At 64.9% G+C, this 23,056-nt stretch carries 28 protein-coding genes, 1 tRNA gene and 1 pseudogene; 12 read left to right on the forward strand and 18 right to left on the reverse strand.

Going from position 1 to position 23,056, the window contains the following annotated elements; genetic code table 11:
- Positions 1–51: 51 nt before the first annotated feature.
- Positions 52–948 carry a LysR family transcriptional regulator ArgP gene (locus tag AX767_RS07990; RefSeq protein ID WP_068630212.1) on the reverse strand — a complete coding sequence of 299 codons (897 nt, stop codon included), beginning with the start codon at positions 946–948 and terminating at the stop codon, positions 52–54.
- A 73-nt stretch (positions 949–1,021) separates the two neighbouring features.
- On the opposite strand from AX767_RS07990, the gene AX767_RS07995 reads away from it, so the two are divergent.
- On the forward strand, positions 1,022–1,657 hold the full coding sequence (locus AX767_RS07995) for a LysE/ArgO family amino acid transporter (RefSeq protein WP_068630213.1): 636 nt from the start codon (positions 1,022–1,024) through the stop codon (positions 1,655–1,657).
- 89 nt (positions 1,658–1,746) lie between these two features.
- Here the strand turns inward: AX767_RS07995 and AX767_RS08000 are convergent, their stop codons facing one another.
- Complete coding sequence (locus AX767_RS08000; RefSeq protein WP_068630214.1) at positions 1,747–2,952, reverse strand: porin; 1,206 nt, start codon at positions 2,950–2,952, stop codon at positions 1,747–1,749.
- A gap of 226 nt (positions 2,953–3,178) precedes the next feature.
- Here AX767_RS08000 and AX767_RS08005 point away from each other — a divergent pair, with 226 nt between their 5' ends.
- Genes AX767_RS08005 through AX767_RS08025 form a run of 5 tightly spaced genes read left to right on the forward strand, consistent with a single transcriptional unit; the run spans position 3,179 to position 7,041 of the window.
- On the forward strand, positions 3,179–4,198 hold the full coding sequence (locus AX767_RS08005; protein WP_068630216.1) for a thiamine pyrophosphate-dependent dehydrogenase E1 component subunit alpha: 1,020 nt from the start codon (positions 3,179–3,181) through the stop codon (positions 4,196–4,198).
- Positions 4,189–5,151: an alpha-ketoacid dehydrogenase subunit beta gene (locus AX767_RS08010; protein ID WP_068630218.1), complete on the forward strand. Its 963-nt coding sequence runs from the start codon at positions 4,189–4,191 to the stop codon at positions 5,149–5,151. The genes AX767_RS08005 and AX767_RS08010 overlap by 10 nt, the downstream gene beginning before the upstream one ends.
- A 9-nt stretch (positions 5,152–5,160) precedes the next feature.
- A complete protein-coding gene (locus tag AX767_RS08015) occupies positions 5,161–5,586 on the forward strand; it encodes a MarR family winged helix-turn-helix transcriptional regulator (RefSeq protein WP_068630220.1) in 426 nt (141 codons plus the stop codon).
- A gap of 58 nt (positions 5,587–5,644) precedes the next feature.
- Positions 5,645–6,028 carry a hypothetical protein gene (locus AX767_RS08020; RefSeq protein WP_068630223.1) on the forward strand — a complete coding sequence of 128 codons (384 nt, stop codon included), beginning with the start codon at positions 5,645–5,647 and terminating at the stop codon, positions 6,026–6,028.
- Positions 6,025–7,041, forward strand: a complete 1,017-nt coding sequence (locus AX767_RS08025) for a Bug family tripartite tricarboxylate transporter substrate binding protein (RefSeq protein ID WP_068630226.1) — start codon at positions 6,025–6,027, stop codon at positions 7,039–7,041. The genes AX767_RS08020 and AX767_RS08025 overlap by 4 nt, the downstream gene beginning before the upstream one ends.
- Before the next feature lie 18 nt (positions 7,042–7,059).
- Here the strand turns inward: AX767_RS08025 and AX767_RS21875 are convergent, their stop codons facing one another.
- Together AX767_RS21875 and AX767_RS08030 are read right to left on the reverse strand one after the other, a co-directional pair.
- Positions 7,060–7,383 carry a DUF1840 domain-containing protein gene (locus AX767_RS21875; RefSeq protein ID WP_335338856.1) on the reverse strand — a complete coding sequence of 108 codons (324 nt, stop codon included), beginning with the start codon at positions 7,381–7,383 and terminating at the stop codon, positions 7,060–7,062.
- A gap of 18 nt (positions 7,384–7,401) precedes the next feature.
- Positions 7,402–8,661: pseudogene (locus AX767_RS08030) on the reverse strand (class I SAM-dependent methyltransferase); the annotation flags it as partial.
- A 108-nt stretch (positions 8,662–8,769) separates the two neighbouring features.
- On the opposite strand from AX767_RS08030, the gene AX767_RS08035 reads away from it, so the two are divergent.
- From AX767_RS08035 to AX767_RS08060, 6 genes are read left to right on the forward strand one after another with little or no spacing between them, the layout of a single operon-like run.
- Entirely contained in the window at positions 8,770–11,151 is a 2,382-nt protein-coding gene (locus AX767_RS08035) for a bifunctional salicylyl-CoA 5-hydroxylase/oxidoreductase (RefSeq protein ID WP_068630228.1), read from the forward strand.
- A 5-nt stretch (positions 11,152–11,156) separates the two neighbouring features.
- Positions 11,157–11,633, forward strand: a complete 477-nt coding sequence (locus AX767_RS08040; RefSeq protein ID WP_068633472.1) for a MarR family winged helix-turn-helix transcriptional regulator — start codon at positions 11,157–11,159, stop codon at positions 11,631–11,633.
- Positions 11,630–12,484: an enoyl-CoA hydratase family protein gene (locus AX767_RS08045; RefSeq protein ID WP_068630230.1), complete on the forward strand. Its 855-nt coding sequence runs from the start codon at positions 11,630–11,632 to the stop codon at positions 12,482–12,484. Before AX767_RS08040 ends, AX767_RS08045 begins: the two co-directional genes overlap by 4 nt.
- A gap of 5 nt (positions 12,485–12,489) precedes the next feature.
- Positions 12,490–13,689 carry an acyl-CoA dehydrogenase family protein gene (locus AX767_RS08050; RefSeq protein WP_068630231.1) on the forward strand — a complete coding sequence of 400 codons (1,200 nt, stop codon included), beginning with the start codon at positions 12,490–12,492 and terminating at the stop codon, positions 13,687–13,689.
- Between the two features lie 3 nt (positions 13,690–13,692).
- Positions 13,693–15,306, forward strand: a complete 1,614-nt coding sequence (locus AX767_RS08055; protein ID WP_068630233.1) for an AMP-binding protein — start codon at positions 13,693–13,695, stop codon at positions 15,304–15,306.
- A complete protein-coding gene (locus AX767_RS08060; protein WP_068630235.1) occupies positions 15,303–15,701 on the forward strand; it encodes a RidA family protein in 399 nt (132 codons plus the stop codon). Before AX767_RS08055 ends, AX767_RS08060 begins: the two co-directional genes overlap by 4 nt.
- 76 nt (positions 15,702–15,777) lie before the next feature.
- Here AX767_RS08060 and AX767_RS08065 read toward each other — a convergent pair.
- The 14 genes from AX767_RS08065 to rpsH all read right to left on the reverse strand — a co-directional run bounded on the left by AX767_RS08065 (position 15,778) and on the right by rpsH (position 23,044).
- Positions 15,778–15,854: transfer RNA gene (locus tag AX767_RS08065), tRNA-Met, on the reverse strand.
- Between the two features lie 18 nt (positions 15,855–15,872).
- Positions 15,873–16,271 (reverse strand): 50S ribosomal protein L17, encoded by a 399-nt coding sequence (gene rplQ / locus AX767_RS08070; RefSeq protein WP_068630237.1) that lies wholly within the window; start codon positions 16,269–16,271, stop codon positions 15,873–15,875.
- A gap of 73 nt (positions 16,272–16,344) precedes the next feature.
- On the reverse strand, positions 16,345–17,334 hold the full coding sequence (locus AX767_RS08075; protein ID WP_068630244.1) for a DNA-directed RNA polymerase subunit alpha: 990 nt from the start codon (positions 17,332–17,334) through the stop codon (positions 16,345–16,347).
- Between the two features lie 126 nt (positions 17,335–17,460).
- Complete coding sequence (gene rpsD / locus AX767_RS08080) at positions 17,461–18,084, reverse strand: 30S ribosomal protein S4 (RefSeq protein ID WP_068630249.1); 624 nt, start codon at positions 18,082–18,084, stop codon at positions 17,461–17,463.
- 131 nt (positions 18,085–18,215) lie between these two features.
- Positions 18,216–18,620: a 30S ribosomal protein S11 gene (gene rpsK / locus AX767_RS08085; protein ID WP_009124825.1), complete on the reverse strand. Its 405-nt coding sequence runs from the start codon at positions 18,618–18,620 to the stop codon at positions 18,216–18,218.
- A 13-nt stretch (positions 18,621–18,633) separates the two neighbouring features.
- Positions 18,634–18,999, reverse strand: coding sequence for a 30S ribosomal protein S13 (gene rpsM, locus AX767_RS08090; protein ID WP_068630251.1), 366 nt, complete (start codon positions 18,997–18,999; stop codon positions 18,634–18,636).
- 23 nt (positions 19,000–19,022) lie between these two features.
- Positions 19,023–19,136 (reverse strand): 50S ribosomal protein L36, encoded by a 114-nt coding sequence (gene rpmJ, locus AX767_RS20980; protein WP_013544106.1) that lies wholly within the window; start codon positions 19,134–19,136, stop codon positions 19,023–19,025.
- Between the two features lie 44 nt (positions 19,137–19,180).
- Complete coding sequence (secY, locus tag AX767_RS08095; protein WP_068630253.1) at positions 19,181–20,494, reverse strand: preprotein translocase subunit SecY; 1,314 nt, start codon at positions 20,492–20,494, stop codon at positions 19,181–19,183.
- A gap of 24 nt (positions 20,495–20,518) precedes the next feature.
- Complete coding sequence (gene rplO / locus AX767_RS08100) at positions 20,519–20,950, reverse strand: 50S ribosomal protein L15 (RefSeq protein ID WP_068630258.1); 432 nt, start codon at positions 20,948–20,950, stop codon at positions 20,519–20,521.
- An 11-nt stretch (positions 20,951–20,961) separates the two neighbouring features.
- Positions 20,962–21,147 (reverse strand): 50S ribosomal protein L30, encoded by a 186-nt coding sequence (gene rpmD, locus AX767_RS08105; protein WP_068630260.1) that lies wholly within the window; start codon positions 21,145–21,147, stop codon positions 20,962–20,964.
- 26 nt (positions 21,148–21,173) lie between these two features.
- Positions 21,174–21,692, reverse strand: a complete 519-nt coding sequence (rpsE, locus tag AX767_RS08110; RefSeq protein ID WP_068630262.1) for a 30S ribosomal protein S5 — start codon at positions 21,690–21,692, stop codon at positions 21,174–21,176.
- An 18-nt stretch (positions 21,693–21,710) separates the two neighbouring features.
- Positions 21,711–22,076: a 50S ribosomal protein L18 gene (rplR, locus tag AX767_RS08115; RefSeq protein WP_068633475.1), complete on the reverse strand. Its 366-nt coding sequence runs from the start codon at positions 22,074–22,076 to the stop codon at positions 21,711–21,713.
- A gap of 14 nt (positions 22,077–22,090) precedes the next feature.
- Positions 22,091–22,624, reverse strand: coding sequence for a 50S ribosomal protein L6 (gene rplF, locus AX767_RS08120; RefSeq protein WP_068630264.1), 534 nt, complete (start codon positions 22,622–22,624; stop codon positions 22,091–22,093).
- Positions 22,625–22,648: 24 nt separating this feature from the next.
- The gene (gene rpsH, locus AX767_RS08125) at positions 22,649–23,044 is read right to left on the reverse strand and encodes a 30S ribosomal protein S8 (RefSeq protein ID WP_068630275.1); all 396 of its coding nucleotides are present in this window, start codon (positions 23,042–23,044) and stop codon (positions 22,649–22,651) included.
- Between the last annotated feature and the right edge of the window lie 12 nt (positions 23,045–23,056).

Here is a 23,056-nt window from a genome sequence, read left to right on the forward strand (position 1 = left end):
CTTTTTTTTGAGCGCGTGTAAGGGCTCGCGCCGAGGCGAGGTCTTGCTCTGTCAGGGTGGCAACAGCGCCCGGCTGGCTGCTGCGACCACCTGCCGCGTCAAGCTCTCAAGAAGCGCGGAGGCGGCGCGCGCCTGTTGCCAGTACAGCGGCACATCCAGGGGCATCGTCGGCGCCAGGTCGACCAGCGAGCCATCCTTCAAGTGCTGCGCGATCAGGGACAGCGGATGCAGGCCCCAGCCCATCCCGGCCAATGCGGCCGTCACGAACGCATGGGACGACGGGACGACGTGTCGGGGCAACTCGACATGCCGATGGCACAGGCGGCGCGCCCACTGGCTCTGCAACGCGTCCTTGGTGTTGAAGACGAGGCTCGGCGCCACGGCCAGGCTGGCCGCACCCACGCCTTCAGCGAAATGCCGCGCCCTGAAGGCGGGACTGGCTGCCGCCACGTAGCGCATCGCCCCCAATGCCTGGCTGTTGCACCCCGCCGCCGGTCGGGCACCGCCGGTGACGGCCGCCATCACCACGCCACTGCGCAGCCACTCGGCCGTGTGGTCCTGGTCGTCCACCGCGATTTCGACGAGAACGGGTGCGTCGGCCGCGAAGATCGCCACGGCGGGCGCAAACCACGTTGCGAGGCTGTCGGCGTTGACCGCGACGGGTAACTGGACCCGCGCAGCCCTGTCCGACACCAGCGACGGAACGGCATCCGAGAGGTCTTGTTCGAGCAATCTGACGCGATCGACGTGCTGGCAAAGGCGCCGTCCTGCTTCCGTTGCGCGGCAGGGCTGATCGCGCACCACGAGCGCGCAACCCATGCGCTCCTCCAGGAGTCGCACGCGCTGGGAAATGGCGGACGGTGTGACATGAAGCGCGCTGGCCGCGCGATCAAAACTGCCTTCACGTACCACCGCAGCAAGCGCGGACAGTGCTGAATAGTCGAGCATCGCATTAGATTTTCTGAAGCTGGATTAGAAACCGTAGTTTGTCTTTGTCTCTCGAGACCGGCAAGCTCCGCCCATGATGACTTCTCCAGCCCTTCCGGCCTTCGCGCAAGGCCTCGCCCTGAGCTTGGGACTGATCGCCGCCATCGGCGCCCAGAACGCCCTCGTCCTGCGGCAGGGGCTGCGCCGCGAGCACGTCGGGAGCATCGTTCTGTTCTGCGCAACGGCGGATGCGGTCCTGATTGCGGCCGGCGTGCTGGGCATGGCACACGCACTGGGCCAGCGGCCCGAACTGGCGCGCTTGCTGGCCCTCGCGGGCGCTGCCTTCCTCACGATGTACGGCGTTTTGGCCTTGCGCCGCGCGCGGCATGCGCAGCCGATGCACCCTGCTGACAACCGGCCCATGACTCGCGGAACGGCAATCGCACAGGCGGCTGCGTTCACGCTGCTCAATCCGCATGTTTATCTCGACACCGTCCTGCTGGTTGGCACCGTGGGCGCCCAACAACCTCCGGCCTTGCGCGGCTGGTTCATTGCAGGCGCCGCAACGGCCAGCTGCGTCTGGTTCATCCTGCTGGGCTTCGGCGCTCGCTTGATGGCGCCCTGGTTGGCCAAGCCGGGCGCGTGGCGCTGGCTGGACGGACTCATCGGCGTGACCATGCTCGTCCTGGCGGCGGCGCTGATTCGCCGTGCATTCGCGGGCACCTCGTAACGCCGAAATGCCGCAAAAAAAGGCCCGCACGCGGCGGGCCCAAAAGGATCGGTTCAAAGACCCTTGGAGAAATTGGCTCTGTCTTCCGCTCAGAACGTGTGGCGGATGCCGAACTCGTAGCCGGTCGACGACTTCGGCCGCACGGCCACCGCGTTGGCGGTGGTGACGTAAGCAGGACCGGCGCCCACCGTGAGGTTGGCGCCGTTCTTGTTGGAGACGCGCGCCAGCGTGCCATAGAGCGCGGTGCGCTTCGACAGGTTGTGCACGTAGCCCAGCGCCAGCTTGTTCGCCTTCGGGTCGGCCGTGCTCACACCGAAAGCCGGTGCGCGGTTGTCGTCGTACTTGACCTGCGCATACGACGCGCGGATCAGGCCGGGACCGACCGGTACCGTCACACCCAGCAGATAGCCCGTGAGGTCGACGCCCTGCGTTTGCGAGAACGCGTTGAGCGGGTCGCGCTCGTCGTTCGAGCGGGAGATCTCGCCGAACACCTTCGCCACGCCGAAGTCATAGCTCGAGCCGAGGTTGAAGGTCTTGATGTTGCCGAGGCGCGTCACGGCTGCGGTGCCCGTGCCGGTGGTCAAGCTGGTGTCGTTCTGCGCGTAGCTGGCCGCGATGTCGAACGGGCCGTTGGCGTAGCCCAAGCGGCCGCCCACATGGCGTCCGGTGCTCGTGCGGTCGGCGCCCGCGAAGGTGTCGGGCGAGGTGCGCACCCGCTCGTGGAATGCGTACTCGACATTGCCGTAGAAGCCACCGAGGTTGCGCGGCAGGAAGTACGACACCATGTTGCTGGCGCGCTTGTAGGCGCTGTTGGCACCGAAGCCGCCGCCGGCCGTGCTGGTCTCGTTGGCGTCGATGATCAGCGAGCCGCCGATGCCGGTGTCGCCGAACGGATCGAAGGTTTCTTCCTGGTAGACGGTCGCGGTCTTGTCGCGGCCGAGGCGGATCTCGCCGAAAGCGCCCGACAGGCTCACGGTCGAGCGGCGCGAGAACGCGAGGGCCGGGCCACCGTCGTCGTTGCCCAGCGGCGCTTCGAGCCAGAAGCCGGCTGCGAGGCCGCCGCCGAGATCTTCCACGCCACGAAAGCCGAGGCGGCTGGAACTCAGGCCGGAATTGGCCAGCTCGGTGCGGCTGGCCTTGACCGAGAGGCCGGGGCCGAAGCCGTTGATCGATTCGCTTTTGTTCGACACGTTGCGCACGGCGGCATCGACGACGCCGAACAGGGTCACGCTCGACTGGGCCGACGCGATGCCGCCAGTGGCCAGGGCGGCCACGACGACAAGGGTTTTCTTCATACGGATCACGAAACACTCCAGGTTGGGGAAGGCCCGGAGTGTTCGTCAGCCACAAGTCAGAAAGGTTGCAGGCGCCGATAACCCTGGCCGACACAAGCGCTCGCGCCGGGTCATCACCACGTCGTATTTCGCGTGGCACACCAGTCGGGTTAGCCCCGCTGCGCCGAATCGTCACGTTCGATACGATTTTCGGCATGGCGCACGCTGTTCCTGCGCTGGAGCCGATATGGACTTGACGATTTCAGCGCCCGACCGACGGGCGCTCTACCGCACGATGGTGCGCATTCGCGCCTTCGAGAACGCCGCCGAGATCGCCAGCCAGGGCGGCGTGAGCGCGTATGGCCAAGAGGCCGCCGGCGCCGCGAAAGTGCGTGGCCCACTGCATCTTTCGACCGGGCAGGAGGCCGTGCCGGCCGGCGTGTGCGCGCACCTGAAAGCTGCCGACTACCTCACGTCGACGCACCGCGGCCACGGCCACACGCTCGCCAAGGGCGCCGACCTCACACGGATGATGGCCGAGCTGTTCGGCAAGGCGACCGGCTTCAACGGCGGCAAGGGCGGCTCGATGCACATCGCCGACTTTTCCGTCGGGATGCTCGGGGCCAACGGCGTCGTGGCCGCCGGGCTGCCAATCGCGGTCGGCGCGGCGCACGCGCAAAAACTGCAAAAGCGCGACGCGATCACCGTCTGCTTTTTCGGCGATGGCGCGATCAACCGCGGCCCCTTTCTCGAAGCACTGAACTGGGCACGCGTGTACACGCTGCCCGTGCTCTTCGTCTGCGAAGACAACCGCTGGAGCGCGACCACGGCCAGCGGCCCGATGACCGCCGGCGACGGCGCCTCGGCACGCGCCGAAGCGCTCGACATCGCCGCCACGCAGGTCGACGGCAACGACGTGTTCGCGGTGCACGCGGCCGCAGCGCGGCTGGTCGCCGAAGTGCGCAGCGGCGCCGGCCCGCGATTGCTGCACGCCCTCACCTACCGCGTGAAAGGCCACGTGTCGGTCGATACTGCTGCATACCGCGACCCGGCCGAACTGGCTGCCGCCCTCGAGACCGATCCGATCGCCAGTGCACGCGCCAAGTGCCTGGTAGCGGGCCTCGATGCCGCCGATCTCGATGCGATCGAGGCCGAAGCGAAAGCCGAAGTCGAAACGGCCCTGAACGCCGCCGACGCCGCGCCGTGGCCCGACGCCAGCGCCGCCTTCACCGACGTGCAGACCACGGGAGCCGGCCAATGGCATTGATCGATTTGAGCTACGCCGAGGCCGCAGCGCTCGCCGTGCGGCATGCGATGGAGGCCGATTCGAACGTCGTCGTGCTCGGCGAAGACGTGGGCCGCGGCGGCATCTTCGGCCAGTACAAGGGACTGCAGCAGCGCTTTGGCGCGGACCGCGTGATCGACACGCCGATCAGCGAGGCCGCGATCATGGGCGCGGGCGTCGGCATGGCGCTCGCGGGCCTGCGACCGGTGGTCGAGATGCGCGTGGTCGACTTCGCGCTCTGCGGCATGGACGAGCTGGTCAACCAGGCCGCCAAGAACCGCTTCATGTTCGGTGGCCAGGGCCGCGTGCCGCTGGTGGCGCGCATGCCGGGCGGCATCTGGGATGCGTCCGCGGCGCAGCATTCGCAGTCGCTCGAAGCGTGGTTCGCACACCTGCCCGGCGTGGTGGTGGTGAGCCCGTCGACGCCGCAGGACAACTACAGCCTGCTGCGCGCATCGCTCGCGTGCGGCGACCCAGTCGTCTACATCGAGCACAAGGCGCTGTGGGGCGTGCGTGGCCCCGTCGACCTCGCGCTCGACGTGCCGCTGGGGCGCGCCGCCCGGCGCCGCACTGGCGACGCGCTCACGCTCGTGAGCTGGGGCAAGCAGCTGCAGGCCTGCGCTGCGGCCTGCGACGCTCTGGCGAACGAAGGCATCGCGGTCGATCTGCTCGACCTGCGCACGCTCTGGCCGTGGGACCGCGAGGCGGTGCTGTCGTCGTGCACGCGCACCGGCCGCCTGCTGGTCGTGCACGAAGCGGTGCAGGCGGCCGGCTTCGGCGCGGAGATCGCCGCGACGGCGGCCGAAGCGACGGGCTGCAAGGTCGCGCGGCTCGGTGCGCCGCGCATCCCGGTCGGCTACGCGCCGGTGCTCGAGGCGCAATCGCGCGTAGGCGCCGAGGCCATCGCCACGGCTGCACGCAAGTTGGTCGGCTGACGGACCGACGTGGTCGAGTCGGTCTTCTTCAAGCTGGTGCGAGTGGTCAACCTCACCGCCCGGCCGTTCCAGCAGCGCGTCGGCCGCCAGCACCAGCTCACGCTGAACGAATGGCGCACGCTCGCGGTGTTGGCGGCCGAGCCTGGCATCACCGCGACGCAGGTGTCCGACCTGACCGGCCTCGACAAGATGGCGGTGAGCCGCGCGCTCACCGGCTTGAAGCAACACAAGCGCGTGCAGCGACACGACGACCCGACCGACCAGCGCCGCAGCCGGCTCTACCTCACGGCCGCCGGCAAGGCGCTGTTCGAGGTGGCCAGCGCCGAAGCGCAGGCGCGGGAGGCCGAGCTGTTCGCTGGCGTCGACACCGCCGAGCTGGCCCGACTGGGCGCCACGCTCGACAAACTGATCGCGGCGATCGAGACAACGGACTGAGCCGGCCCGGGGTTATTACCCGCACCAGTTCGGCCGCTTCGCACTTACAACCTTGGGCATGCCGATGTCGTTGCGCGTGGTCGATTCCATCACCGAACTGCGGCCGGCCGATGCCGGGTGCATCGCGGTGAGTGGCTCGCATGGCGGCATCAGCTCGGCGCGCTATGCGCTCGCCGCGCGACCGTTGCTCAGCGTTTTCAACGACGCGGGCGTGGGCCGTGACGGCGCCGGCATCGCAGCATTGGCGTTCCTTCAATCGCAGGGCCTCGCGGCCTGCGCCGTGGCGCATTCGGGCGCACGCATCGGCGACGCGCGCAGCACGCTCGACGACGGCGTGACAAGCCATTGCAACGAAGCCGCTGTCGCGCTGGGCGTTCGCACTGGGCAACCGGTGCGCGACGCGGTGGCCGTCCTCCAACTCCCTTCCAGAAAGCAGACATGACTCATCTTTTCCAGCCAACCCGGCGCTCAGCGTTGGCCGCCGTGGCGGCCGCATCGATCGTTGCAGTGGCCGGCCCCGCGGCCGCGCAAGGCACCTGGCCAAACAAGCCGGTGCGCATCGTCGTGCCCTTCGCGGCAGGCGGCACCACCGACATCCTCGCGCGCGCGATCGCGCCCGAGCTGTCGAAGGCGTTCGGCCAGCAGTTCATCGTCGACAACAAGCCGGGTGCTGGCGGCAATCTCGGCGCCGAGATCGTGGCGCATGCGCCCAACGACGGCTACACGCTGCTCATGGGCACGGTCGGCACGCACGGCATCAACCGTGCGCTGTACCCCAAGCTGCCCTACGACCCGATCAAGGACTTCGTGCCTGTGACGCTGGTCGCCGCCGTGCCGAACGTGATGGAAATGAACGCCGAGAAAGCGAAGGCGCTCAACATCAACAACGTGGCGGACTTCATCAAGTACGCAAAGGCCAACCCGGGCAAGCTGAACATGGCCTCGAGCGGCAGCGGCACCTCGATCCACCTGGCCGGCGAGCTCTTCAAGAGCATGACCGGCACCTACATGATCCATATCCCGTACCGCGGCTCCGGCCCCGCGCTGATGGACATGGTCGGCGGCAGCGCCGATGTGATGTTCGACAACCTGCCCTCGTCGATGCAGCAGATCAAAGGCGGCAAGTTGAAGGCGCTGGCCGTGACGAGCGCGACCCGCTCCAGCGCGCTGCCCGATGTGCCGACGGTCGAAGAAGTGGGTGGTCCCGCGCTCAAAGGTTACGAGGCGAGTTCATGGTTCGGCCTGCTCGCGCCCGCCGGCACGTCACCCGACACCGTGAACCGGATTCAGCAGGAGGTCTCGAAGTCGCTTGCGACGCCGGCGATGAAGGAAAAGATGCAGCTTCAGGGCGCGATCCCGAGCGGCAGCACCCCCGCGCAGTTCACGAAGCTCATCGACGACGAGCACAAAAAATGGGCCAGGGTCGTCAAGGACTCCGGCGCGAAGGTGGACTAGCGCCCGACGGCGCAGCGTTCACACTTCCCAGGTGACGTCTTTTCCGTCGGCCATCGAGTCCTTGAGCATGTGAAGCAGGGGCGAGGCACGCTGGCGCAGGCCGATGTGTTCGGCTTCGGCCTCGTTGTCGTGGTCTTCGACGGCGAACTTGTCGTTGTTGTGCGCGTTGCCACGTTCCTGAGCGATCGCCGCCTCCAGCGCCGAGATGGCCGCAGGCATCTGCTCGACGGTGACGACGCCGTTCGGGGAAGCGCTCTTGCCGATGATGTCGAACAGCTGGCGGGCGTGCACTTCGAGCATCACGAAGTCTTGGGTGGCACGGGACTTGAACCGGTAAAGCATGCGGGGTCTCACTTGGTTGTAGATGTAATCGCGGACAAAAGGGTACACCGATTGTGACCCGCGCAAGCTGCCGGTCGACAGCTTGCCGTCCGGCCTGGCGGCCAGCATCTGGTGGAGCGAGATCCAGCCCTGTTCGAAGCTCATGGCCGAGCCGGCCAGGTAGAGACGATAGGCACGCAGGATGCGCTCGGCATTGCCCGCGCGCCCACCGCTGCGCTCGAGCACGCGGCGCGCCTCGTCCAGCTGTGACTCCAGCGCATCCGACCAGGCCCAGAGCGTGCGCGCGTAGTGCGGACGCAGGTTTTCGGTGTCGACCATTTCGAGGCCTGCGCTCGCCATGTCGCGCAGCACATGCGACACGTGCAGCAGCTCGCCGCCCGGGAAGATGTATTTTTCGATGAAGTCACCCATGCCGGCGCCGAGCTGGCGCGCGCCGACCTGACCTGCCGTGATGCCGTGGTTCATGACCAGGCCGCCCGGGGCGAGCAAGGCGTAGAGGGTCTTGAAATACAGCGCCATGTTCGCGGCGCCCACGTGCTCGAACATGCCGACCGACGAGATCTTGTCGAAAGGCTTCGACGTGTCCAGCTTGCGGTAGTCGAGCAGTTCGACGCGCACGCGACCCTGGAGGCCTTTGGCCTCGATCAGGCGCTGCACATGCGCATGCTGGTTCTTCGACAAGGTGATGCCGGTGGCGTCGACGCCGTAGTGCTCGGCGGCCCACAGCAGCAGCGCGCCCCAGCCGGAGCCGATGTCGAGGTAGTGCTCGCCTGGCTGCAGCCTGAGCTTGCGGCAGATGTGATCGAGCTTGGCTTCCTGTGCCTGGTCCAACGTCATGTCGTCGGTGCGGAAGTAGGCACACGAATACACGCGACGCGCATCGAGCCACAGCGCATAGAAGTCGTCGGAGACGTCGTAGTGGAATTCGATCTGCGAGGCGTCCTTGCCGAGCGAATGCGAACCGCGCGACCTGGACCGCCGTTGCAGCCGGCTCCACCAGCGGGTGTCGGTCTCGGCGGGATTGCCAGGCACCAGGCCAGCAGCGGCATCGATCAGGTCGCGCATCTTGCCTTCGATCTGCACGCGGCCTTCGACGTAGGCCTCGCCGATGGCGCCGATCTGCCGAGCCGCGAGCTTGGCCAGCGCAGACCAATCCGAGAACGCCAGCGTGACACGCGACCCCGGTGCCGACACACGTCTGCCGTCAGGCAGCTCCAGCGCAATCGGAACAGACAACGCAGCCAGCTGCGATTCGATTTTCAGAATCAGATTCGGCATGGTCCAAAGATCGTATTGATTTTTGGCGCTCCCTGCAGCGACTTCTCCATTCGCGGGGGCCCAACAATCGCGTTGACAGCAGAATGTTTATGCTTAAACTATTCATCCATGAATAGCCTCACCCACGTGTCGGCGAACGGGCTCCGGCGCATCCTCTGCATCGGCGGGGGCCCTGCGGGGCTCTACTTCGCCCTGCTCATGAAGGCGCGCCAGCCTTCGCTCCAGATCACCGTGGTCGAACGCAATCGACCCTTCGACACCTTCGGCTGGGGGGTCGTGCTGAGCGACCAGACCCTGGCGAACCTGGTCGAGGCCGACCCGGTCAGCGCCCATCTCATCGGCGAGGCGTTCCACCATTGGGACGACATTCAGGTCTTCTTCAAGGGCGGGCAGGTTCGCTCCGGCGGCCATGGTTTTTGCGGCGTCGGTCGCAAGCGGTTGCTCAACATCCTGCAGGAGCGTTGCCTCGCGCTCGGCGTCGACCTCGTGTTCGAGTGCGACGCCGCTGACGACCAGGCGCTTGCCGCCCAGTACGACGCCGACCTCGTGATCGCCTGCGACGGCCTCAACAGCCGCATCCGCCAACGCTACGCCGATGTGTTCCAGCCCGACATCGACCTGCGCAAGTGCCGCTTCGTGTGGCTCGGCACGCACCAGACCTTCGACGCTTTCACCTTCGCCTTCGAACAAACCGAACACGGCTGGTTCCAGGCCCATGCCTACCAGTTCGACGACGACACCTCGACCTTCATCGTCGAGACGCTCGAAGAAACGTGGAAGGCGCACGGCCTCGACGCCATGGAGCAGCCCGAGGCGATCGCCTTCTGCGAGAAACTCTTCGCGGCCTACCTTGGCGGGCATGCGCTCATCAGCAACGCGACTCACCTGCGCGGATCGGCCAACTGGATCCGCTTTCCGCGCGTGGTGTGCAAGCACTGGGTGCACCGCATCGACGTGGCGGGCAAGACGGTGCCGGTGGTGCTCATGGGCGACGCCGCGCACACGGCGCACTTCTCGATCGGCTCGGGCACCAAGCTCGCGCTGGAAGATGCGATCGATCTCGCCAACGCGTTCGCGCAGGACGGCAGCGTCGACGAGGTGCTGACGCACTATGAAGCCACGCGCGGCGTCGAGGTGCTCAAGATCCAGAACGCCGCGCGCAATTCCACCGAATGGTTCGAGAACGTGGACCGCTACAGCGGCATGCCCATCGAGCAGTTTGCCTATTCGATGCTCACGCGCTCGCAGCGCATCAGCCACGAGAACCTGCGCCTGCGCGACGCGGCCTGGCTCGGCGGCTACGAACAGTGGCTGACCGGCGGCAAGAAGGCGATCGCGCCGATGCTGATGCCCTTCACCGTGCGCGGGCTCACGCTGAAGAACCGCATCGTCGTCTCCCCGATGGCGACCTACAGCGCGGTCGATGGCGTGCCGCAGGACTTCCTTCTGGTGCACCTGGGCGCGCGCGCGCTCGGCGGCGCCGCACTCGTGATGGTCGAGATGACCAGCCCGACGCCCGAAGGCCGCATCACGCCGGCCTGCACCGGCCTCTACAACGAAGCGCAGTCGGCGGCGTTCACCCGCATCGTCGACTTCGTGCATGCCCAGAGCAGCGCGAAGGTCGGCATCCAGCTCGGCCACAGCGGCCCCAAGGGCTCGACGCAGGTCGGCTGGGAAGGCACGGACGAGCCGCTGCCGGCTGGCAACTGGCCGCTGCTCGCAGCCAGCGCAATCGCCTACGGCGCACAGAACCAGCTGCCCGCCGCGGTGACGCGCGCCGACATGGACACGCTGCGCGAGCAGTTCGTCGCATCGACCGTGCGCGCCGCTGCGGCGGGTTTCGACTGGCTCGAGCTGCACGCCGCGCACGGCTACCTGCTCGCGGCTTTCCTGAGCCCGCTCACGAACCTGCGCGAGGACGACTACGGTGGCTGCCTTGCCAACCGCCTGCGCTACCCGCTCGAAGTGTTCGCAGCGATGCGCGCCGTCTGGCCGACCGACCGGCCGATGAGCGTGCGCATCTCCGCGCACGACTGGACGCCCGGCGGCAACACCGACGACGACGCGATCGCGATGGCGCGCGCCTTCAAGGACGCCGGCGCCGATGTGATCGATGTGTCGTCGGGCCAGACGACGCGCGCGGCCAGGCCGATCTACGGGCGCATGTACCAGACACCGTTCTCGGACCGCATCCGCAACGAGGTCGGCATCGCGACCATCGCGGTCGGCGCCATCACCGACGCCGACCAGGCCAACAGCATCATCGCGGCCGGCCGTGCCGACCTGTGCGCGGTGGCGCGGCCGCACCTGGCCGACCCGGCGTGGACGCTGCACGAAGCGGCCAAGCTGCAGAGCCGCGCGGTCGAGTGGCCGAAGCAGTACCTGAGCGGCCGCGATCAGCTGTACCGCGAAATCGCCAAGCAGAAAGAGATGTCCACGCCCGCTGCGGCGACTGGATTGGCCGCCAAGACGACTGCCAACGAGGAATGATCGCCATGGACCTCGAAGCGCGCGCGCACAGCGAGCACCCCGACGAGTTGCGACTCTGGCTGCGCTTGCTCACCTGCACGCAGCTCATCGAGAAGCAGGTGCGCAACGGCCTGCGCGAACAGTTCGCGACGACGCTGCCGCGCTTCGACCTGATGTCGCAACTCGAGCGCGCGCCCGAAGGCATGAAGATGAACGAGCTGTCGCGCCGCATGATGGTGACGGGCGGCAACGTGACCGGCATCACCGACCAGCTGGTGACCGAAGGACTGGTCGAGCGCGTCGATGTCGAGGGCGACCGCCGCGCCTGGCGCGTGCGCCTCACGCCGCGGGGCCGCAAGACCTTCAACGACATGGCGCAGCAGCACGAAGGCTGGATCGTCGACGCCTTCGCCGGTCTCACGGCCCGCGAGATCGCGCAATTGCACAAGCTGCTCGGCAAGGTCAAGCAGCACTCCAACACCCCGCAGGAAGTCGAATCATGAAGCACTACATCGGCGAACGCAGCCCCATGCGCGCGCAGTTCAATCCACTGGCCGGCTACGTCGCCAGGCATTTCGCGTGGTCGTTCGCCGACGGCGTCGGCACCGTCACGCTGAACCGTCCGGAGCGCAAGAATCCGCTGACCTTCGACTCGTACGCCGAGCTGCGCGACCTGTTCCGCGCGCTGAGCTACGCGACCGACGTGAAGGCGATCGTGGTCACCGGCGCGGGCGGCAACTTCTGCTCGGGCGGCGATGTGCACGAAATCATCGGCCCGCTGACGACGATGAAGATGCCCGAGCTGCTCGAGTTCACGCGCATGACGGGCGACCTGATCAAGGCGATCCGCCAGTGCCCGCAGCCGATCGTCGGCGCGATCGACGGCATCTGCGCGGGGGCCGGCGCAATGATCGCGCTGGCCTGCGATCTGCGCTACGGCACACCGGCGACGAAGACCGCGTTCCTGTTCACCCGCGTGGGCCTCGCAGGCGCCGACATGGGCGCCTGCGCACTGCTGCCGCGCATGATCGGCCAGGGTCGCGCGTCGGAGCTGCTCTTCACCGGCCGCGCGATGACCGCGGTCGAAGGCCAGGCCTGGGGCTTCTTCAATGCGCTGCATGAAAGCGATGCGCTGCTCGCCGCCGCGACCGCCGTCGCGCGCGATCTGGCTGCGGGCCCGAGCTTTGCGCACGGCATGACGAAGACGATGCTGTCGCAGGAATGGTCGATGACCGTCGACCAGGCGATCGAGGCCGAGGCGCAGGCCCAGGCCATCTGCATGCAGACCGAAGATTTCAAGCGGGCGTACGAGGCGTTCGCCGCCAAGCGCAAGCCCGTATTCGCGGGAGATTGAGCGCCATGTCCGCTTTCGTTTCGCCCCCTGCGCCGCCATCGACGACGCACCTTGCACTGCCCTTCTTCGGCGACGAGCACCGCGCACTTGCGCACGACCTGTTGCCCTGGGCCGCGGCGCAGCGCGTCGATGAGCGGGACGATCGCGCGGCCTGCCGCGAGTGGGTGCAAAAGCTCGGCGACGGCGGCTGGTTGCGCTACTGCGTGCCGGCGGCGTCGGGCGGCGCGCTGGAGCGACTCGACTCGCGCGCGCTGGTCTTGCTGCGCGAGACACTCGCCTTCCATTCGCCGCTCGCCGATTTCGCCTTCGCGATGCAGGGCCTCGGCAGCGGCGTGATCACGCTCGCAGGCACGCCGGCACAACACGCCGACTACCTCACCGCCGTCGCGACCGGCCGAAAGATCGCGGCCTTCGCGCTGAGCGAGACGGAGGCCGGATCGGACGTCGGCGCCATGGCCATGCGCGCCGTACCGAGCGTCGATGGCTGGCAGCTCGATGGCGAAAAAACGTGGATCAGCAACGGCGGCATCGCCGATTTCTACTGCGTGTTCGCCAAGACCGAACCGAACGCCGGCACGCGCGGCATCACGGCCTTCATCGTCGACGCGACGACTCCCGGACTCGATGCCTCGGAGCACATCCAGGTGATGGCGCCGCATCCGCTGGCGACCTTGCGCTTCGACGGTTGTAAGGTCGCGCGCGAAGCGCAGGTCGGCGACCTGAACGGCGGCTTCAAGCTCGCGATGCGCACGCTCGATATCTTTCGCGCATCGGTGGCAGCGGCCGCGCTCGGCATGGGCCGGCGCGCACTGGCCGAGGCGGTGCATCACGCACAGCATCGAAAGATGTTCGGCCAGACGCTCGCGGATTTTCAACTCACGCAGGCAAGGCTCGGCGAAATGGCTGCGCTGATCGACAGCGCCGCCCTGCTCACCTACCGCGCGGCCTGGATGCGCGACGACGCCGAAGCACGCGGCGCGCCCGCGGTCGGCGATGTCTCGGCCGCCGCGGCGATGGCCAAGATGTGCGCCACCGAAAACGCGAGCCGCGTGATCGACATGGCGTTGCAGATGCATGGCGGCCTCGGCGTCAAAGTGGGCACGAAAGTTGAGAGTCTTTACCGCGACATCCGCTCGCTGCGCATCTACGAAGGCGCGACGGAAGTGCAGCAACTGATCATCGGTAAATCTGTTCTCAAGGGGTAGCGCGTGTCTGCACAAGTCGATCGTTTCGTCCATGACCGGCTGCCGCCAGCCGACCAGTTGCCGGTGTTTCGCTACGACTTGCCCGAACTGCAGTTGCCCGACCAGTTGAACCTCGTCGAAGAACTGCTCGACAAGGCGGCCGCCAAGGGCTTCGGCGACAAGCCGATGTTGCGTTCGCCCGCGCTCACGTTGACCTACGCCGAAGCGGCGGTCGAAGTGAATCGCATCGCGCAGGTGCTGACCGAAGACCTCGGCCTCGTACCCGGCAACCGGGTGCTGCTGCGCGGCGGCAATTCCATTGCGATGGCGCTCTCGTGGCTCGCCGTGGCAAAGGCCGGCCTGGTCGCCGTGGCGACGATGCCGCTGCTGCGCGCCAAGGAGCTCGGCGAGATCATCGACAAATCGCAGCCGGTGGTCGCGCTGTGCGAAGGCAAGCTGCTCGATGAGTTGCTGACGGCGCAGAAGGCCTGCCCGACGCTGGCAACCATCGTGGCCTTCAACCAGCCGGACTCGACCGATTCCCTGGCGGCCCGCGCGGCCAACAAGAGCGGCGTGTTCGTTGCATGCCCGACGGCGGCCGACGACATCGCGCTGCTGGCCTTCACCTCCGGCACCACGGGCAAGCCGAAGGCGCCGGTAACGACGCATCGCGATGTGCTCGCCATGTGCGAAACGTGGCCACGCCACGTGCTGCAGGCGCGCAGCGACGACATCGTCATCGGTTCGCCGCCACTGGCCTTCACCTTCGGCTTGGGCGGCTTGCTCATCTATCCGATGTGGGCCGGCTCTTCGGTGTATTTTCCGGACCGGCCGTACAACCCCGAAGCCATGGTGCAGTTGATCAACGAGGTCGGCGCGACCATTTGCTACACCGCCCCGACCTTCTATCGGCAGATGGCGCCGTTCGCGCAGCGCGACGGCGTGCCGGCCTTGCGTATCTGCGTGAGTGCCGGTGAAGCGCTGCCCGATGCGACGCGCCAGCTCTGGAAGGACGCCACCGGCATCGAGATGCTCGACGGCATCGGCGGCACCGAGGTGTTTCACTTCTACATTTCGGCGGCCGGCGCCGACGTCAGGCGGGGCGCGATCGGCAAGGCCGTGCCGGGCTTCACCGCGAAGGTGGTCGACGACGCGGGCAACGAAGTGCCACGCGGCACCGTCGGCAAGCTCGCGATCATCGGGCCCGTCGGCTGCCGTTACCTGGACGACGCACGGCAGACCGACTATGTGAAGGACGGCTGGAACTACCCGGGCGATGCCTTCAGGCAGGACGACGACGGCTACTTCTTTTATCAAGCGCGCGCGGACGACATGATCGTCTCGGCCGGCTACAACATCGGCGGCCCCGAAGTCGAAGACGCGCTGCTCAAACACCCGGCAGTGGCCGAGTGCGGCGTGATCGGCAAGCCCGACCCCGACCGCGGCACGGTCGTGAAGGCCTACTGCGTGCTCAAGCCAGGCAGCATCGGCGATGCGGTGCTGGTGAAAGCGCTGCAAGACCACGTCAAGGCGACGATCGCGCCATTCAAATACCCCCGGGAAATCGAATTCGTCGATGTGCTTCCGCGCACCGAGACCGGCAAACTCCAACGATTCAGACTGAGACAAACACCATGACGATGAAATTTCTTCAACCCGCAGGCTGGCTGCCGCCCAAGGGCTATGCCAACGGCATCGCGGCGCGCGGCACCACCGTGTACGTCGGCGGGCAAATCGGGTGGAACGGCCAGCAACAGTTCGAGACGGACGATTTCATTGCCCAGACCGGCCAGGCGCTGCGCAACATCATCGACGTGCTTCGCGAGGCCGGTGCCGGCCCGGAACACATGGTGCGCATGACCTGGTACATCACCGACCGCGACGAATACAACGCGCGGCTGGGCGAGCTCGGGCCTGTCTATCGCGAGGCGATGGGCCGCAATTTCCCGGCAATGACCTGTGTGCAGGTGGCCAGGCTGGTCGAGGCGCGCGCGAAGGTCGAGATCGAAGTGACGGCAGTGCTGCCAGACTGATCGCGGCTTGCCGCATCGGCCCTGGAAACTCGGGGCAAAAAAAAGCCCTTTGATTTCTCAAAGGGCTTTTTCAATTTGGTTGCGCGAGCAAGATTTGAACTTGCGACCTTTGGGTTATGAGCCCAACGAGCTACCAGGCTGCTCCATCGCGCGGCAAGATGGAATTATAACTTATTCTGCGGCGCTTTGTGCGGCAGCGTCGTCTTTAATTTCAGGGCGGTCGACCAGTTCGACCAAAGCCATCGGCGCATTGTCGCCCACGCGGAAACCCATTTTCAGGATGCGCGTGTAGCCGCCCGGACGCGCGGCAAAACGTGGGCCGAGGTCAGCGAACAGCTTGACGACGCTGTCGCGGTCGCGCAGGCGGTCGAATGCAAGGCGCTTGTTCGCCAGCGTCGGCTTCTTGGCCAGCGTGATCATCGGTTCGATGACGCGACGAAGTTCCTTGGCCTTGGGAACGGTGGTCTTGATGACTTCATGCTCGATGAGCGAATTCATCATGTTCTGCAGCATCGCGAGGCGGTGCGAGCTGGTGCGATTGAGTTTGCGGAGGCCGTGACCGTGACGCATAGTGAGTTTCCTTTGAGATTTTTAATAAAGGCAGCCGTGTCAGGTACTGCCCTTTGCGAATGAACGCTTCGGATTAGCGCTTGTCGAGACCGGCCGGCGGCCAGCTTTCGAGCTTCATACCCAAGGTGAGGCCGCGCGATGCGAGCACTTCCTTGATTTCGTTGAGCGACTTGCGACCCAGATTCGGGGTCTTGAGCAGCTCGTTCTCGGTGCGCTGGATCAGATCACCGATGTAGTAAATGTTCTCCGCCTTCAGGCAGTTGGCCGAACGCACCGTGAGTTCGAGTTCGTCGACCGGACGCAGCAGGATCGGATCGAACTGCTGTGCGCTGCGCGGTGCAGGTGCATCGAACGCAGCGAGCTCGCCGCCTTCGAGCTGCGCGAACACCGCCAGTTGTTCCACCAGGATCTTGGCCGAAGCGCGCACGGCGTCTTCGGCGGTGATCGCGCCGTTGGTTTCGATTTCGACCAGGAGCTTGTCCAGGTCGGTGCGCTGCTCCACACGGGCGCTCTCGACCGTGTAGCTCACGCGCTTGACGGGCGAGAACGAGGCGTCGAGAACGATGCGGCCGATCGACTTGGTCGGTTCGTCCGCATAACGACGCATCGTGCCGGGCACGTAGCCGCGACCCTTTTCGACCTTGATCTGCATGTCGAGCTTGCCGCCTTGCGACAGGTTCGCGATGACGTGATCCGGGTTGATGATCTCGACGTCGTGCGGCGTCTGGATGTCCGATGCCAGCACCGGGCCTTCGCCGTCCTTGCGCAGGCTCAGCGTGACTTCATCGCGGTTGTGGAGCTTGAACACCACGCCCTTGAGGTTCAACAGGATGTTGACGACGTCTTCCTGGACACCATCGATCGACGAGTATTCATGCAGAACACCGGCGATCGTCACTTCGGTGGCCGAGTAGCCGACCATGGAGGACAGCAGCACGCGACGCAGCGCGTTGCCGAGCGTGTGGCCGTAGCCGCGCTCGAAAGGCTCGAGCGTGACCTTGGCCTTGTTCGGCGCGAGTTGCTCGACCTGGATGGTCTTGGGTTTCAGCAGTGTGGTTTGCATGCAGACTTCCTCTCAATACCCCCGGTTCGTTACACCGGTAAGGCTGGTGAAGCGCCGGGCACGCCGTGCACAGCGCGCCAGGAACGGGATCAAAAACAACTTGCGCCGCACGGCGCAAGCAAGGGATCAACGCGAATAGAGTTCGACGATCAACGATTCGTTGATATCGGCAGCGAATTCGTCGCGATCCGGAACCTTCTTGAAGGTGCCTTCGGCCTTGTCGGCATTCACTTCGACCCAGGCCGGCATGCCGACCTGTGCAGCCAATTGCAGCGCTTCGGCCACACGGGTCTGCTTCTTGGACTTGTCGCGCACCGCGATCACGTCGCCTGTCTTGACCAGGTACGACGCGATGTTGACCGACTGGCCGTTCACCGTGATGGCACGGTGCGACACGAGCTGGCGCGCCTCGGCGCGGGTCGAGCCAAAGCCCATGCGATAGACAACGTTGTCAAGACGGCATTCCAGCAAGAACAGCAGGTTGGCGCCCGTGTTGCCACGGCGACGGTCTGCTTCTTCGAAGTAGCGGCGGAATTGCTTTTCCAGCACGCCGTACATGCGCTTGACCTTCTGCTTTTCACGCAGTTGAAGACCGAAGTCGGACGTGCGCTGACCCGAAGTGCGGCCATGCTGGCCCGGCTTGGAATCGAACTTCGACTTGTCCTGGATCGAACGACGAGCGCTCTTCAGGAACAGGTCGGTGCCTTCGCGGCGGGAAAGTTTGGCCTTGGGGCCGAGGTAGCGTGCCACGTGATTTCCTTTGTGTCATCTGCCGCAACAAATTGCTGCGGGAGCCAGCGGCGGCGTGCCGGTGGCGGTGGGCTTGGGTAAAAAACAAATGCGCAGCCGCTCGAAAGCAGGCTGCGCGTTGCGACTGACGATCAGATGCGGCGACGCTTCTGGGGACGGCAACCGTTGTGCGGGACGGGTGTCACGTCGGCAATGGAATTGATCCGGATGCCGAGCGCAGCCAGTGCGCGCACCGACGATTCGCGACCTGGGCCCGGACCCTTGATCTCGACGTCGAGGTTCTTGATGCCTTGCTCGACAGCCGCACGGCCCGCGACTTCGGAAGCGACCTGCGCAGCGAACGGCGTCGACTTGCGCGAGCCCTTGAAGCCCTGGCCGCCCGACGACGCCCACGACAGGGCGTTGCCCTGGCGATCGGTGATCGTGATGATGGTGTTGTTGAACGAGGCGTGCACGTGAGCGATGCCATCCGCAACGTTCTTACGAACCTTCTTGCGAACGCGCTGTGCGGCGTTGTTTGCAGGTGCTTTAGCCATGCTGTTTCAATCCTTATTTCTTCAGGGACTGCGCGGCCTTGCGCGGACCCTTGCGGGTGCGGGCATTGGTCCGCGTGCGCTGACCGCGCATCGGCAAGCCGCGACGGTGACGGAAGCCGCGGTAGCAGCCGATGTCCATCAAGCGCTTGATGTTCATCGTCGTCTCGCGGCGCAGATCGCCTTCGATGGTGAAGAGAGCGATCTGATCGCGGATCTTTTCCAGATCCGAGTCGGTCAGATCCTTGATCTTCTTCGAATATTCGATACCGCTCGCTTCGCAGATTTGACGGGCGCGGGTGCGACCGATACCGAAGATGGCGGTCAGGCCAATTTCAGCGTGCTTGTGCGGCGGAATGTTGATGCCAGCAATACGTGCCATGTGCGTCCTCTAATACTCTTTGATCAACCCTGGCGCTGCTTGTGGCGCGGGTCGGTACAGATCACACGCACAACACCCTTGCGGCGGATGACCTTGCAATTACGACAAATGGTTTTGACCGAAGCCGAAACTCTCATTTCATTCTCCTAAAACTTGTTCTCGCGAATCCGATATGGACTGGTTACGACGTCTTGAAGTTGGCCTTCTTCAGCAGCGATTCGTACTGCTGGGACATCATGTAGTTCTGCACCTGGGCCATGAAATCCATGGTCACGACGACGATGATCAAGAGCGAAGTGCCGCCGAAATAGAACGGCACGTTGTACTTGAGGATCAGGAACTCCGGCAGCAGGCAGACGAAGGTGATGTACACCGCGCCAGCCAACGTCAGGCGAACCAGAATCTTGTCGATGTAGCGAGCCGTCTGGTCGCCCGGACGAATGCCCGGAACGAACGCACCGCTCTTCTTCAGGTTGTCTGCCGTTTCCTTGCTGTTGAACACGAGTGCCGTGTAGAAGAAGCAGAAGAAAACGATTGCAGCGGCATAGAGCAGAACATAGATGGGCTCACCCGGTCGCAGCGCGCCGGCAATGTCCTTGATCCAGCGAAACCCGCCCTCACCCGTGCTGAACCAGCCCACCACCGTTGCCGGCAGAAGAATGATCGACGAGGCGAAGATCGGCGGAATCACACCCGCCATGTTCAGCTTCAGGGGCAGGTGCGACGACTGACCGCCGTACACCTTGTTGCCGACCTGTCGACGTGCGTAGTTCACCAAGATCTTGCGCTGGCCGCGTTCCACGAACACCACGAAGTAGGTGACTAGGATCACGACTGCCACGATGAACAATGCAGCGATGACATTCATCGCACCGGTACGCACCAGTTCAAGCAAGCCGCCCACCGCGCCGGGCAAGCCCGCTGCGATGCCTGCGAAAATCAGGATCGAGATGCCGTTGCCCAAGCCCCGCTCGGTGATCTGTTCGCCCAGCCACATCAGGAACATCGACCCCGCCGTCAGGCTGACCATGGCGGTGATCCGGAAGCCGAAGCCAGGGGTGATCACCAGACCGGCAGACGATTCGAGCGCCACGGCAATACTGAACGACTGGAACAATGCCAGCCCCAGGGCACCGTAACGCGTGTACTGCGTGATCTTGCGACGGCCGGCTTCGCCTTCCTTCTTGAGCGCTTCAAAGCTCGGAAGGACGTAGCCCATCAACTGCATGATGATCGACGCCGAGATGTACGGCATGATCCCCAGCGCGAACACGGTGAAGCGCGATAACGCGCCACCCGAGAACATGTTGAACAGACTCAGGATGCCGCCCTGTTGACCCTGGAACAGCTGCGCCAGCTGGTCCGGATTGATGCCCGGAACAGGAATGTGCGCGCCCACGCGATAAACCACGAGAGCGAGCAGCAAAAACACGAGTCGGCGACGCAGGTCTCCGAACTTGCCCGTTTTTGCGATCGTTGCTGCGCTAGTTGCCACGAGGAGCTTCTTTCAGTCGGGAGATCAGGCGACGCTGCCGCCGGCAGCTTCGATCACGGCCTTGGCACCTGCGGTGGCGCCCACACCGGTCAGCTTGACAGCCTTGGTGAGTTCACCCGTCTTGATGACCTTGACGACCTTGATCATCTGGCCCACGAGACCCGCTTGCTTCAGCGCGAGCATGTCGACTTCGGCCAGGCCGAGCTGCTCGAGTGCAGTCAGCGTGACTTCGGCGTTGTACTTCAGCAGATGCGACTTGAAACCCCGCTTGGGCAGGCGACGCTGCAGCGGCATTTGACCGCCTTCGAAGCCCACCTTGTGGAAACCACCGGCGCGCGACTTTTGACCCTTGTGGCCACGACCTGCGGTCTTGCCGATGCCAGAACCGATACCGCGACCAACGCGACGCTTTGCGTGCTTGGCGCCTGCGGCCGGCTTGATGCCATTGAGTTGCATATCAGTCTCTCTTAGAGCACTTTGACCAGATAACTGATCTTGTTGATCATGCCGCGCACTGCGGGCGTGTCCTGGAGTTCGCTCACGCTGTTGATCTTGCGCAGGCCGAGGCCACGCACGGTCGCGCGATGCGATTCCTTGGTACCAATCGGGCTTTTAACCAGTTGGACCTTGAGCATTTGTTGTTGCGTCGTCATGGGATTGCTTTCGAAAAACTCGCCGATCAGGCGAAGATTTCCTCGACGGTGAGACCGCGCTTGGCAGCCACGCGGGATGCCGTCGTCGAGTTCTTCAACCCGTCGAGGGTGGCGCGCACCATGTTGTAGGGATTCGACGAACCATGGCTCTTCGCCACGATGTCGGTGATGCCCAGAACTTCGAAGACGGCGCGCATCGGGCCGCCGGCAATGATGCCGGTACCCTTGGGTGCCGGGATCATGACCACCGAAGCGGCCCCATGGTGGCCGGTCACGCGGTGATGCAAGGTGCCGTTCTTGATCGAAATCTGGAACAGGTTGCGACGCGCTTCTTCCATGGCCTTCTGCACGGCAGCAGGCACTTCCTTCGACTTGCCCTTGCCCATGCCGACCTTGCCGTCGCCATCACCGACCACGGTCAGTGCGGCGAAACCGAGGATACGACCACCCTTCACCACCTTGGTGACACGGTTGATCGCGATCATCTTCTCGCGCAAACCGTCTTCCGGGCCTTCGTTCTGCGTTCTTGCTTGAATCTTTGCCATTTTGAATCTCGTGTCCGGTTAGAACTGCAGGCCCGCTTCGCGCGCCGCCTCGGCCAGCGCTTTCACGCGGCCGTGGTAGGCGAAACCAGCGCGGTCAAAGGCAACCTTCTCGACGCCGGCGGCCTTCGCCTTCTCGGCGATCCGCTTGCCGATCGCGGTTGCAGCGGCGGCGTTGCCGCCCTTGCCGGAGCCACCGAGCGACGTGCGCATTTCGGCTTCGGCCGTCGATGCAGTCGCGATCACCTTGGTGCCGTCGTCGGAGATGACGGTGGCATAGATGTGCAGGTTGGTGCGGTTCACCGTGAGGCGAGCCACCCCTTGCGTGGCGATGCGGATGCGGGTCTGACGCGAGCGGCGCAGACGCTGTGCTTTTTTGGTCAACATCATTTTGCTGCCCCTTACTTCTTCTTGGTCTCTTTGATCACGATCTTCTCGTCCGAATAACGGATGCCCTTGCCCTTGTACGGCTCAGGCGGACGAACAGCGCGGATCTCAGCGGCGATTTGACCAACGCGCTGACGGTCAGCACCCTTGATCACGATTTCGGTCGGGGTCGCGGTGGCCACCGTGATGCCTTGCGGCATGTCGATGTTGACCGGGTGCGAGTACCCGACTTGCAGATTCAGCTTGTTGCCGGAGGCTGCAGCTTTGAAGCCGACGCCGACCAGATTGAGCTTCTTTTCGAAACCCTTGGTCACGCCAACCACCATGTTGTTGACCAGCTGGCGAATCGTGCCGCTCATCGCATTCGCTTCACGCGATTCGTTGGCGGGCTCGAAGCTCAGCTTGCCGTCGTTGTTGACGACCTTGACCAGCGAATTGCGCGCGAGATTGAGCGTACCGCCCGAACCCTTCACGCTGATCTGGTCTTCCTTGATCGACACATCCACACCTGCGGGGATGGCGACCGGCATTTTTCCGACTCGGGACATTTCAGTGACTCCTCAATGTCTCGGTTAGGCGACGTAGCACAGAACTTCGCCACCGACACCGGTAGCGCGCGCCTTGCGGTCGGTCATCACGCCCTGGGGGGTCGTGACGATCGCGACGCCGAGGCCGTTCTGGACTTGCGGAATGGCTGCGCTGGCCTTGTAGACGCGCAAACCGGGACGGCTCACGCGCTCGATGCGCTCGATGACCGGGCGGCCAGCGTAGTACTTCAAGGTGATGACGAGTTCGGACTTGCCGGACTCGGTCTTCACTTCGAAGCCGTCGATGTAACCCTCGTCCTTCAGGACTTGTGCAATCGCAGCCTTCACCTTGGAAGACGGGATCGACACGGTGGGCTTCGCCACCATCTGCGCGTTACGAATACGCGTCAGCAGGTCGGCAATGGGATCACTCATGCTCATGTTGTTTACTCC

Origin of the sequence: Variovorax sp. PAMC 28711 (assembly GCF_001577265.1) — a bacterium.
GTDB lineage: Bacteria > Pseudomonadota > Gammaproteobacteria > Burkholderiales > Burkholderiaceae_C > Variovorax.